The organism is Pandoraea norimbergensis (assembly GCF_001465545.3).
Taxonomy (GTDB): Bacteria; Pseudomonadota; Gammaproteobacteria; order Burkholderiales; family Burkholderiaceae; genus Pandoraea; species Pandoraea norimbergensis.
Genome location: NZ_CP013480.3, coordinates 4561290 through 4573599, shown reverse-complemented (window position 1 = coordinate 4573599; position 12310 = coordinate 4561290). Strand labels below are relative to the sequence as shown.

Below are 12310 nucleotides of genomic sequence, written 5' to 3'. Positions count from 1 at the left end.
CGCACTGGTCGACACGGCGCGTTGCATGACGTCTCGCACGCTCTCCGACGGGTGACGCCGACTCAATGCGCTGGTCAGACTGTCCAGAATGAGCGGTGCCAGGTCTTCATTGGCGTCGAGCACGTGAGCGATGTCCTGGAGATCGCTTCTGATCAACTGATCGAGTTCCGCCTGAGACAGTCTTAACTCGATGACATGCAGTGTGAAGCCGAGTGCGGCAGCGAGATCGCGTGGCATATCGAGCATCTCGCGCGCTGCCTCGGAGAGTTGCAGGAACGCGTTGGCGGGGAGGTGCCGTGGTGGGTTGATCGCGGGTTTCGGCATGACGGCCGGGACGGCGCGCAAGTCGGTGGTGATGCCTGGCATAAGGAGCTCGAGAAGTCCTGATAGGGCTGCGCAGACGAGCAAGGCGCGCCCTAGTGGGGTCCCTGTCGTTGCTCAGGTAACCGCACACACGCGTCGCGGTGACACCGATTGTTGGACTTCAGCCCGTAGGACCGATTTCATTTTTTGTCTGCGGGGGACGCATTGGGATTTCGCCGCGCGGGGCGAAAGCGGAAGCGATGCGGAGGTGACCGAAGGCGCCGTAACGCCGATTGCCCTCAGGCCGACGTGTCGGCGTCGAGTTGATGCAGGCAGTAATCGCCGATCGCGTTCAGCACGTCGTCGTTTTCGCCGACGGCACCGGCGATGTCGATCCGCACTTGAGGATGCACCTGACGCGCCTGCTCGATGAGCGCGGGGAGGTCGCGCCGGACGTGCCCGCCCTGCCCGAAAAAGACGGGCACCACGGTGATCTCGTCAGCGCCCGCCGCCACTTGAGCGGCGATGGCATCCAGCACGCTGGGTGTCATCAGTTCGAGAAAGGCCAGACGCACGTCCACGCCGGGGCGGCGTGCGGCGACGATAGCCCGCAGGCGCTCGAACGGTTCGGCCCAGCGCGCATCGCGCGAGCCATGGCCGAACAGGATGAGCGCCTGTTGCTGCATCAGTGTTTGTCCACCCAGCGCAGCGCCGCGATGGCGAGCACCAGATAAAGCAGCGAAGGTAACGCTGCGGTGAACCACGCCGGCCACGTGTTGAGCAGGCCCAGATGCGAGAACAGATTGTTGAGCAACTGGAAGCTCATGCCGAGCATGATGCCGCCGAACACCTTCAGGCCGATGGCCCCGGCGCGGGCATGCAGGTAGGCGAACGGAAGCGCCAGCGCCATCATCACGAACACGGCGAACGGATACAGCAGCTTTTGCCAGAGCGCCAGGTTGTAGCGGTCGGTGTTCTGCTGATTTTCCTTCAAGTGCCCGATGTACTTGTACAGGCTGCCGATCGCCATATTGTCCGGCGAGACCATCAGCACGGACAGAATCTGCGGCGTCAGCTCCGACTTCATCTGCACCTTGTCGATGTGCACCTGCTTGCTCTGCACGAGTGCACGCAGCGGGTCTTTGCTAGCCGTCGCGTCGTCGGTCGCGGAGAACACGGTCTCCGACACGTCGGTCAGCTGCCAGTAATTCGGCGTCTGAAACTGGCCGAGCTTGGCGAGGCGCACGCTGTCGAGTCGCAGCGACGAGTCGAATTCGTAAATGCGCACGTCGGCAATCGTGTTGTCCGGGTTGAGCGTGCCCACGTTGATGAAGCGCGTGACGCGTCCGCCTTCCTGTTCGACGGTGTCTTTGACCCAGACCCCCGAACGGAAGCCGGCCGAGACGGAACTGCCCAACGCTTCGAGACGAATCTTCTGCGCGAGTTGCTCGGCACCCGGTGCGACAAATTCCCCGATGGCGAACGTCAGCAGCACGACCGGCAGGCCGATCTTGAGCAGCGAGCGCAGCGCCTGCCCCGTCGAGAGGCCCGAGACGCGGAAGATCGTGAATTCCGAATTACCCGCCAATTGCGCGCAGACATAAATCGCGGCAATCAACGAAGCGACCGGAATGATTTCGTACATGCGCTGCGGGGCGAACAGCAGCACATAGGCCAGCGCATGCTGGAAGCGGTAGTTGCCCCGGCCCACGTCGCCCAGTTCGCTCACGAGGTCGAAGAAGACGAACAGGCCGACAAACGCCAGCAGGACGAACAGGAACGCCAGATAGATCTGACGCGCCAGGTATTTTTCGTAGACGCGCATCAGCGAACCCCTCCTGCCGTCGGCTCGCTTCGTTCGGCATTGCCACGATTGCGCTTGCGGCCGAGCAGCCCGCGGAAGCGCATGCGGCGCACGTACAGCAGCACGATGACGACGAGGGCCAGCGCGTGCAGCAACCACACGCCGATGGCGAGCGGCAGGCGCTCCTGTGCCACATAAGCCTGCGACAGACTCAGCAAGTTGGTGTAGCCCAAATAGATGAGTACGGCCATGACGAGATTGACGGTGCGGCCATGACGCGGGTTCTGGTACGCCAGCGGCACGGCCAGCAGCACGAGCGAGAGTGCCAGCAGCGGCAGACCGATACGCCAGACGATTTCGCCGCGGAAGATCGGATTGGCAATCTCGCGGAACAGACGCATGGTCGGCACGCCCTTGGTCGGGGTGTTGTCGACGTCGGTCGTGGCCGGGTTATCGATCTTCACGCCGTAGCGCTCGAATTCCATCACGCGGTAATCGGGCTGTCCCGGCACGCCGTCGTAGCGGCGGCCGTTTTCCAGGACGATATAGCGGTTGCCGTCCTTGGCCGTCTCGATGTGTCCTTCTTTCGAAACGATGACGTTGACCTTGCCGTTCTCGGTGCCCGAGACGAAGACGTTGTGCACCTTGGTGGCGTCGGGCGAGACGGTTTCGACGAAGAACACGCGGTGATTGGCGGCGCTCTCGCGGAACTGGCCGGGCGCGATCATCGAGACGTCGTCGCGCTGGGCGAAGCGCGCTTCGAGTGCAGAGATCTGGAGGTTCGCCCACGGCCACGCGACCAGCGCGCAGAACGTGATGACGGCCAGATACGGCGCAGCAAAGCGAAGCACCGGCTTGATGAAATCGTTGATCGACAGACCGGAGGCAAACCACACGACCATTTCGGAGTCGCGGTACCAGCGGGTCAGCACAAACAGGATCGAGACGAACAGCGTGACGATCAGAATCACCGCGAGGTAGCCGACCACGGCCAGACCGATGAGCACGAGCACGTCGCGCGGATCGGCCTTCCCGGACGCTGCGAAGCCCAGGATGCGGATCATCATCGTGGTGAGCATGACGGTGATCAGCACCATGAAGACGGCCCCAGCGGTGTAGTTCAGCTCACGCTGTAGGGAACGCTGAAAAATCATGTGATGAAGATTGGGGAGCTCTCGCGGTTGGGCGAGCGCGGAAAAAAGCGGATAATTGCGGCTCGTACGAATTTTACCCGAGGAAAGCGCGATGGACTTTAGCACAAAAGCCTTCGATTCGACCAAGACCGGCCTGGCCGATCTCGCCAATGCGAAGACGGAATGCCTGGTGGTCGGCGTATTCGAGCAACAGCCGCTCGCGGGCCTCGCCAAGGCGCTCGACGCCGCCAGCAAGGGCCTGCTCGCCCGCATGGTCAAGCGTGGCGAACTCGACGGCAAGCTCGGCAGCACCCTGATGCTGCACGAAGTCGCAGGCTGGAGCCCCGCACGCGTGCTCTTCGTCGGCCTGGGCCGCGAAGACCAGCTCTCGCAAAAGGGTTTCAATGACGCCACGCGCGCCGCCGTGCGTGCCGTGCTGGCCTCGCGCGCTGCCGACGCCCTGTGGACGCTGCCGCAAGTCAAGGTCGCCAAGCAGGACGCCGCCTGGGCCGTGCGCACTTCGGTGCTCGCGCTGCGCGACGCCACCTACCGTTTCACCCAGATGAAGAGCAAGGTCGAGCCCGCCAACGTGGCGCTGCGCAAGATCGTGTTTGCCGTTGCTCCGGAAGACCTGAAGGCTGCCAAGCTTGCTGCGAAGCGCGGCGAGGCCATCGCCAACGGCATGTCGCTCACCAAGGACCTGGGCAACCTGCCGGGCAACGTGTGCACGCCGACGTATCTGGCCGACACGGCCCGCAAGCTGGCCCGCGAGTTCAAGCTCAAGGCAGAGATCCTCGGGCCGAAGCAGATCGAGGCGCTCAAGATGGGGTCGTTCCTGTCGGTGTCGCGCGGTTCGGTCCAGCCGCCCCAGTTCATCGTGCTCAAGTATGAGGGCGGCCCTGCCAAGCAGGCCCCGATCGTGCTGGTGGGCAAGGGCGTGACCTTCGACTCGGGCGGCATCTCGCTCAAGCCGGGCGAGGGCATGGACGAGATGAAATACGACATGTGCGGCGCGGGTTCGGTGCTTGGCACAATTCGTGCCGTCGCCGAGATGGGCCTCAAGCTCAACGTGATCGCGGTGGTGCCGGCCACGGAAAACATGCCGGGCGCGCAAGCCACCAAGCCGGGCGATGTGGTGACCAGCATGTCGGGTCAGACCATCGAGGTGCTCAATACCGACGCCGAAGGCCGCCTGATCCTGTGCGACGCGCTCACCTATGCCGAGCGCTTCAAGCCGGCCGCCGTGATCGACGTGGCCACCCTGACGGGCGCCTGCATCATCGCGCTCGGCCATGTGAACTCGGGCCTGTTCTCGAAGAGCGACGCGCTCGCCGACGAACTCGTGGCCGCTGGCCGCACGACGGGCGACACTGCCTGGCGTCTGCCGGTCGAAGACGAGTATCAGGAACAACTGAAGTCGAACTTCGCCGATATGGCGAACATCGGCGGGCGTCCGGCCGGTAGCGTTACCGCTGCCTGCTTCCTGGCACGCTTCACTGAAAAGTATGAGTGGGCGCACTTGGACATTGCCGGTACGGCATGGAAGAGCGGCGCAGCCAAGGGCGCGACCGGCCGTCCGGTGCCGTTGCTCACGCAGTTCCTGATCGATCGCGAGGCCCGGTGACCCGCGTCGATTTTCATACCCACGTTGCGAACCGGCTCGATTACGCGTGCCGGTTCGCGCGCAAGGTCTATCTGGCCGGGCAGACGCTCGTCGTCGTGGGCGACCCCGATGTGCTGCGCGCGTTCGATCAGGCGTTGTGGACGTTCTCGCCGCTGGAGTTTGTCCCGCACTGCTTCACGCGTGACGATGAGGCGGCGAAGACGCCGGTCGTGCTGGCCGGGCCGGACGAAGAAGCGCAACACCATCAGGTGCTGCTCAATCTGGCCAATGGCGTGCCGACGCACTTTGCACGGTTTGAACGGGTGGTCGAGATCGTGGGCGATGCGCCCGAGGATCTGGCCGGTGCCCGGGAGCGTTACCGTTTCTACCGCGATCGCGGCTACACCCTGAACAACTACGACCAACGAGGCTGACCGTGACGCATGAGCCCGAGCGCACCGACCCCGGCATTCCCACGCTGACCGAAGTGCTCGCGCCCGGCGACGAGGTGCCTCGGTCGACGCCATCGAACGAATCGAGCGCCGCGTCGGTATCGGCCGTGGGCGGCGCAGGCGGGCAGCGTGCCGCCGAGCAAGGCGTGCCGGCGGATGTCGCGGTGTTCGCCGAGCGCGTGAGCGCGCGGCTGACGTTGCAACTGGCCGACGAGATCACGACGCTGGTGGAACGTCGCTGTCACGACGCGCTGATCGATCAGACGTCGTGGCTCGTGCAACTCATCGGCAAGCAGGTGGCCGACGCGTTGCAGGTGCAACTGCCGGATCGCATCCGTCAGGCGGTTATCGAGGAAGTGGCGAAGCAGGCGCGCTCGCAGAGCTGATGTGGGGGAGGGGCGGGCGGCTGGCCGTGCCGCCGCGTGGCTTCAGGCCCCGTACCCCGTACCCCGAACCCCGTACCCGCGCTCAGCGGATGAAGCCCAGAATCCAGTGGGCAAGCCGCTCGGCTTCGCCCGGCGCCAGTTGCGGGCTGGCGGGCATCGGAATATTGCCCCACGTACCGCGACTCCCGTCCGAAATCGATTGGGTGAGCTTTTCCATCGCGCCGTTCTGCCCGGCGTAGCGCTTGGCAATGTCGCGATAGGCCGGTGCCAGCAGCGTGCGGTCGACCGCATGGCATGTCATGCAGTTGCGCTCGCGTGCGAGCTTCAGCATGGCCTGATCGGTCGCCGACGTCTGGGCGGCCGCACTCGGCGGCACCAGCGCGATCAGCGTCATCAGCAGGCCTGCAACCCCTACGGCGATCTTGTCGCCTGAATCCTTCATGTGCTACTCCCCGATCGTTGACGGATCGCGATGCGAGGCTGCGTGATAGTGATGGGAAGCTGTGGCGCAGGGCGCATCGACGCGCCATTATACGGCGGCGGCCGACGCCCCCCTTTGCCTGTGATTGCCCAATGAAAACGGCACGTCTACCTGGCAGGCAAGAAGTGCCGAAACTCACTGCAACGATGCCACCGCGCGAAAGTCGTCATCACGACCTTCGTGCGGAAATAGCATCCATCAACCGGTCACTGCGCCCTTGTTGGCAGGCTGCGCCAGCGCGGCGTACTTCGCCATCACGCCACGCGTGTAGCGCGGTGCAGGGGCCTTCCATGCCGCGCGGCGTTTGGCGAGTTCGTCGTCGGGCACGTTCAGTTGGAGCACCAGCTTGTGCGCATCGATGGTGATCGAGTCACCCTCTTGCACCAGCGCGATGGTGCCGCCCACGAACGCTTCCGGAGCCACGTGGCCGACCACCATGCCCCATGTGCCGCCGGAGAACCGCCCGTCGGTGATGAAGCCGACCGACTCGCCCAGTCCCTTGCCGATAATGGCCGACGTGGGCGCGAGCATTTCCGGCATACCCGGCCCGCCCTTGGGGCCGAGGTAGCGCAGCACGAGCACGTCGCCAGCCTTGATCTTGTCGGCAAGAATCGCGTCCATCGCGCTCTGCTCGTCGTCGAACACGCGGGCCGGTCCGGTGATGACGGGATTCTTCAGGCCGGTGATCTTGGCGACGGCGCCGTCTTCGGCAAGGTTGCCCTTGAGGATCGCCAGATGGCCTTCCTTATAGAGCGCCTTGTCGATGGGGTAGATCACATGCTGGTCGGCGCGCGGCACCGACGGCACATCCTTCAGTTCTTCGGCAATCGTGCGGCCGGTAATGGTCAGGCAGTCCCCGTGCAGCAGACCGGCGTCGAGCAACAGCTTCAGCACTTGCGGAATGCCCCCGGCCTTGTGCAGATCGGTCGCGACATATTTGCCCGACGGCTTCAGGTCGCAAATGACCGGCACGCGGGCGCGCACGCGCTCGAAATCGTCAATGGACCATTCGACTTCGGCGGCATGTGCAATCGCCAGATAGTGCAGCACGGCATTGGTCGAGCCGCCGGTCGCCATGATCAGTGCGACGGCGTTTTCGATGGACTTGCGGGTGATGATGTCGCGCGGCTTGATGTCCTTTTTCACGGCTTCAATCAGCACGCGTGCCGATTCGGCCGCCGAGTCGACTTTCTCCTGATCGGGGTTGGCCATGGTCGACGAGTACAGCAGCGACATGCCGAGTGCCTCGAACGACGAACTCATCGTGTTGGCCGTGTACATGCCGCCGCACGAACCGGTCGACGGACACGCGTTCTTCTCGATGCCCTTGAAGTCGGCCTCGGTCATGCGCCCGGCGGTGAACTCGCCCACGGCCTCGAACGACGAGACGATGGTCAGGTCCTTGCCCTTCCAGTTGCCCGGCCTGATCGTGCCGCCATAGACGTAGATGCCCGGCACGTTGATGCGGGCCAGTGCAATCATGCCGCCCGGCATGTTTTTGTCGCAGCCGCCGATGGCGACCACGCCATCCATCCACTGACCCTGCACGGCCGTCTCGATGCAGTCGGCGATGACTTCACGCGACACGAGCGAGTACTTCATGCCTTCGGTGCCCATCGACATGCCGTCGGAGATGGTCGGCGTGCCGAAGGTCTGCGGGTTGGCCTGATGCGTTCTGATGGCCTCGACCGCAGCGTCCGTGAGGCGTTGCAGCCCCGCGTTGCACGGCGTGATCGTCGAGTGGCCGTTGGCCACGCCGATCATCGGATTGTCGAAGTCTTCTTCCTTGTAGCCCAGCGCGTAATACATCGAGCGGTTGGGCGAGCGGGCCACGCCTTGCGTGACGTTGCGCGAACGACGGTTGAATGCCATGACTGTCTCCTCTGTCCTGTGGGGATGCGCCGCTTCAGTTACGCAGACACATGCGTTGTTGTATCACACGTCAGATGCAAAAACGGCGCGCTCCGGAAGGGGCGCGCCGTGCGGCTTACGTCAGGTTGCCAGTGCGAAATCAGCCACGTTTGGCCAACTTCAGTTGCGACAGGTCGCGCACGGCACCGCGATCGGCCGACGTCGCCAGCGCTGCATAAGCTTGCAGGGCCTGCGACACCACGCGCTCGCGGCCAACCGGCTGCCATGCGTCGTCGCCACGGGCTTCCATGGCGGCACGGCGGCGCGCCAGTTCTTCGTCGGAGACGGCCAGATGCATCTTGCGCTGCGTGATGTCGATTTCGATCACATCGCCGTCTTCCACCAGACCGATGGTGCCGCCTTCGGCCGCTTCCGGCGAGGCGTGACCGATCACGAGGCCCGACGATCCGCCCGAGAAACGGCCATCCGTGAACAGCGCGCAGGTCTTGCCCAGCCCCTTCGACTTCAGATACGACGTCGGGTACAGCATTTCCTGCATGCCCGGGCCGCCCTTCGGACCTTCGTAGCGAATCACGACCACGTCGCCCGCCTGCACCTTGTCGCCGAGAATGGCTTCGACGGCGTCGTCCTGGCTTTCATAGACGCGCGCACGGCCGGTGAAGACCCATTGTGATTCGTCCACGCCAGCCGTCTTCACGATGCAGCCCTTTTCGGCGAGGTTGCCGTACAGCACGGCCAGACCGCCGTCCTTGGTGTAGGCGTGTTCCAGGTCGCGGATGCAACCGGTTTCGCGGTTCACGTCGAGGCTCGCGTACGTCGACGACTGGCTGAACGCCACGGTCGTCGGCACGCCACCCGGGGCGGCGCTGTAGAACGTTTGCGCCTTGTCGTTCACCTTCTCGGCGCTGGCAGCCACGTCCCAGTTGGCGATGGCGTTGCCGAGCGTGCCGCTGTGCACGTTGCCGCACGAGGTGTCGAGCAGGTTCGCGCGCGCCAGTTCACCCAGAATGCCGATGATGCCGCCGGCACGGTGCACGTCTTCGATGTGGTACTTGTCGGTCGCCGGCGCGGCCTTGCACAGGCACGGCACGTTGCGCGAGATGCGGTCGATGTCGGCCATCTTGAAGTCGACACCGGCTTCCTGTGCGGCGGCCAGCAAGTGCAGCACGGTGTTGGTCGAGCCGCCCATGGCGACGTCGAGCGTCATGGCGTTTTCGAACGCGGCCTTGGTGGCGATGTTGCGCGGCAGCACCGAGGCGTCTTCTTCCTGATAGTAGCGGCGGCACAGGTCGACCACGAGGCGGCCGGCTTGCTCGAACAACCCGCGACGCCAGGCGTGCGTGGCAACGATGGTGCCGTTGCCCGGCAGCGCGAGGCCGATGGCTTCGGTCAGGCAGTTCATCGAGTTGGCAGTGAACATGCCCGAGCAGGAGCCGCACGTCGGGCAGGCGCTGCGCTCGACTTCGGCCACTTCCGCATCGCTGATCTTCGGATCGGCGGCCTTGATCATGGCGTCGATCAGGTCGATCTTGGCGATCACCTGACCGTCGCCCGACTTGACCTTGCCCGCTTCCATCGGGCCGCCCGAGACGAACACGACGGGGATGTTCAGGCGCATGGCGGCCATGAGCATGCCCGGGGTGATCTTGTCGCAGTTCGAGATGCAGACCATGGCGTCGGCGCAGTGCGCGTTGACCATGTATTCCACCGAGTCGGCGATCAGTTCGCGCGACGGCAGCGAATAGAGCATACCGCCGTGACCCATGGCGATGCCGTCGTCGACGGCGATCGTGTTGAATTCCTTGGCGACACCCCCGGCTGCCTCGATTTCCTTGGCGACGACGGCGCCCAGATCGCGCAGGTGCACGTGGCCCGGCACAAACTGCGTGAAGGAGTTCACCACGGCGATGATCGGCTTGCCGAAGTCTTCGTCGGTCATGCCGGTGGCGCGCCACAGCGCGCGGGCACCGGCCATGTTGCGGCCGTGGGTGGAGGTGCGGGAACGGTAGTGAGGCATGGTCGTCTCGTGATACGCGGTGTTTGTGGGTAAAGAATTGTCAGGCGAGTCGTCCGGCTTTTGGGCAGCCACGCGATCCACGCGGGCTTTGGCCGGACTGAATTGGACGTTAAGATTCGTCTTTCCTTGAATGCTTGTCAAATATATTATTTGACTCGGATTAGGTCGGAAAACATATCATGGATCTGCGTCAATTTCGGTATTTCGTGGCGGTGGCCGAGGAGCGTCATTTTGGACGTGCCGCGCAGCGTCTGGCGATGACCCAGCCGCCGCTCTCCCAGCAGATTCGGGCACTGGAGGCGTCGCTCGGCGCCCCGCTGTTTGTGAGAACGAACCGCTCGGTGGAGCTCACGGCGGTCGGGCGGCAGTTGCTGCCCGAGGTGCGGCGCATTCTCGCCGACGCCGAAGCGCTGCCCGCGCTGGCGCAAGGGCTCGCGCACGGCGAGGTGGGAACGCTCTCGCTCGGGTTCGTGTCGACGGCGGATTACGGCATCTTGCCGCCGCTGCTGCGCGAGTTCGGCGAGCGCTATCCGCGCGTGCGGCTGCAATTGCTGGAGGCGACGAGCGATGTGCAGGTCGAGGCGCTTATGGACGGCCGGATCGACGCGGGCCTCTTCATCCCGCCGGTGCCGGCGCGCTTTGCCAACGAACTCTCCTATCTGCCGATCATGCGCGAGCCGCTGATGCTGGCATTACCGGCGGGGCGAGGGGATAGGCAGGGCGGGTCGAGGAAGTCGAACGAGCCGAACGAGCCGGTCAGCCTGACGGACTTTGCCGACGAGCCGCTCGTGATCTTCCCGCGCCGTGTAGCCCCGGCGTTCTACGACATCATCATGGGCTGCTACGGGGCACTGGGGCTGACGCCGCGTGTCGGGCAGGAAGCGATTCAGATGCAGACGATTGTGAGTCTTGTCTCGGCGGGCATGGGCGTAGCGCTGGTGCCGCAGTCGCTGTGTCATCTGCGCCGCACGGGCGTCGAGTATCGTGCCCTGCGAGAGACCAGTGCGCTGATCGAGACCGGGCTGCTCTGGCGCACGGCGGAAGTCACGCCTGTGCTCGAAGGCTTTCTCGAAACGGCGCGTGGCGTGGCACAAACACCGCCCGGCGCAACGCTGGTGGACTAGGGCCTATTCCCCCTATGGCTCGTGGTATTGTGCAGGCCATCCGACGGCACGCCGGAATCTGTGTGTCATGACGCGGCGGCACCGCTTTTTTGTGAATGGCGGTGCGCGAGTTCACGGAAATTTTCGGAACTTTTGTTCACGAATCCCTATCTTCTGATCCATGCTGATTCATCCTCAATTCGACCCGGTCGCGATTCACCTCGGCCCGCTCGCCATCCGCTGGTACGGCCTGATGTATCTGGTCGGCTTCATTCTCTTCCTGCTGGTCGGACGCTTGCGCGTGCGTCAGCCGTCGATTGCCGCGCAAGGCTGGAAGGCGCAGGATCTCGACGACATGCTGTTCTACGGCGTGATCGGCGTGATTCTCGGTGGACGGCTGGGCTATGTGATTTTCTACAAGCTGTCGTTCTATCTGGCAAACCCGCTCGACATCTTCAAGGTGTGGGAAGGCGGCATGTCGTTCCACGGCGGCTTCCTTGGCGTGCTGGTGGCGATGTGGCTGTTCACGCGTCGCCGCGGTCATTCGCTGCTCGAAGGCACCGATCTGATCGCGCCGATGATTCCGCTGGGGCTGGCCGCCGGACGTCTGGGCAACTTCATCAACGGCGAGTTGTGGGGCCGGGTGACGAGCCCCGATTCGCGTTGGGCGATGCTGTTCCCGCAAGCGGCGGCGGAAGATGCGCAATGGGCCATGTCGCATCCGCAGGCGATGGCCGATAGCGCGATGCAGATGGTGTTCGCGCAGTTCCATGGGCTGCCGCGTTACCCGTCGCAGTTGTTCGAGGTCGCGCTGGAAGGCGTGGCGCTGTTCCTGCTGCTGTGGTTCTTTGCACGTAAGGCGCGCCCGGTGGGGGCGGTCTCCGGCATGTTCCTCGTGGGCTACGGGCTGTTCCGCTTCCTCGCCGAATTCACCCGCGAACCGGATTCGTTCCTCGGCCTGCTGTCGTTCGGTCTGTCGATGGGGCAATGGCTCTCGCTGCCGATGATCGTCGCGGGCGTGATCATGCTGGTGTGGGCGCATCGGCGTGCCGCGCCAACAGTCGCGTCACGCTAGGCTGCACTAAGTCGCGCTAAGTCGCACTGAGTCGCGCGGTCGATTGACCGCCTGCGCAAAATCAAACGGGCTGCCGGTTTT

At 64.2% G+C, this 12310-nt stretch carries 11 protein-coding genes; 5 read left to right on the top strand and 6 right to left on the bottom strand.

The features are described 5' to 3' along the window. Nucleotides 1-602: 602 nt before the first annotated feature. Genes AT302_RS19925 through lptF form a run of 3 tightly spaced genes read right to left on the bottom strand, consistent with a single transcriptional unit; the run spans nt 603 to nt 3261 of the window. On the bottom strand, nt 603-989 hold the full coding sequence (locus AT302_RS19925; RefSeq protein ID WP_058375504.1) for a sirohydrochlorin chelatase: 387 nt from the start codon (nt 987-989) through the stop codon (nt 603-605). After that, nucleotides 989-2128: an LPS export ABC transporter permease LptG gene (lptG, locus tag AT302_RS19920; RefSeq protein WP_058375503.1), complete on the bottom strand. Its 1140-nt coding sequence runs from the start codon at nt 2126-2128 to the stop codon at nt 989-991. Before lptG ends, AT302_RS19925 begins: the two co-directional genes overlap by 1 nt. After that, nucleotides 2128-3261, bottom strand: coding sequence for an LPS export ABC transporter permease LptF (gene lptF, locus AT302_RS19915; RefSeq protein WP_058375502.1), 1134 nt, complete (start codon nt 3259-3261; stop codon nt 2128-2130). The genes lptG and lptF overlap by 1 nt, the downstream gene beginning before the upstream one ends. A gap of 91 nt (nt 3262-3352) precedes the next feature. On the opposite strand from lptF, the gene AT302_RS19910 reads away from it, so the two are divergent. From AT302_RS19910 to AT302_RS19900, 3 genes are read left to right on the top strand one after another with little or no spacing between them, the layout of a single operon-like run. After that, a complete protein-coding gene (locus tag AT302_RS19910) occupies nt 3353-4864 on the top strand; it encodes a leucyl aminopeptidase (RefSeq protein WP_058375501.1) in 1512 nt (503 codons plus the stop codon). Further along, on the top strand, nt 4861-5277 hold the full coding sequence (locus AT302_RS19905) for a DNA polymerase III subunit chi (RefSeq protein WP_058375500.1): 417 nt from the start codon (nt 4861-4863) through the stop codon (nt 5275-5277). Before AT302_RS19910 ends, AT302_RS19905 begins: the two co-directional genes overlap by 4 nt. 2 nt (nt 5278-5279) lie before the next feature. Continuing rightward, nucleotides 5280-5681 (top strand): DUF2486 family protein, encoded by a 402-nt coding sequence (locus tag AT302_RS19900; RefSeq protein WP_058375499.1) that lies wholly within the window; start codon nt 5280-5282, stop codon nt 5679-5681. Between the two features lie 82 nt (nt 5682-5763). Here AT302_RS19900 and AT302_RS19895 read toward each other — a convergent pair whose 3' ends face one another. The 3 genes from AT302_RS19895 to ilvD (AT302_RS19885) form a co-directional block, all read right to left on the bottom strand. After that, nucleotides 5764-6123 carry a c-type cytochrome gene (locus AT302_RS19895; RefSeq protein ID WP_058375498.1) on the bottom strand — a complete coding sequence of 120 codons (360 nt, stop codon included), beginning with the start codon at nt 6121-6123 and terminating at the stop codon, nt 5764-5766. Nucleotides 6124-6360: 237 nt separating this feature from the next. After that, nucleotides 6361-8034, bottom strand: coding sequence for a dihydroxy-acid dehydratase (gene ilvD / locus AT302_RS19890; RefSeq protein WP_058375497.1), 1674 nt, complete (start codon nt 8032-8034; stop codon nt 6361-6363). 139 nt (nt 8035-8173) lie between these two features. Next, a complete protein-coding gene (gene ilvD, locus AT302_RS19885) occupies nt 8174-10051 on the bottom strand; it encodes a dihydroxy-acid dehydratase (protein WP_058375496.1) in 1878 nt (625 codons plus the stop codon). 179 nt (nt 10052-10230) lie between these two features. Here ilvD (AT302_RS19885) and AT302_RS19880 point away from each other — a divergent pair, with 179 nt between their 5' ends. Continuing rightward, on the top strand, nt 10231-11175 hold the full coding sequence (locus AT302_RS19880) for a LysR family transcriptional regulator (protein ID WP_058375495.1): 945 nt from the start codon (nt 10231-10233) through the stop codon (nt 11173-11175). A gap of 160 nt (nt 11176-11335) precedes the next feature. Beyond that, complete coding sequence (gene lgt / locus AT302_RS19875; protein WP_058375494.1) at nt 11336-12229, top strand: prolipoprotein diacylglyceryl transferase; 894 nt, start codon at nt 11336-11338, stop codon at nt 12227-12229. Nucleotides 12230-12310: the final 81 nt, after the last annotated feature.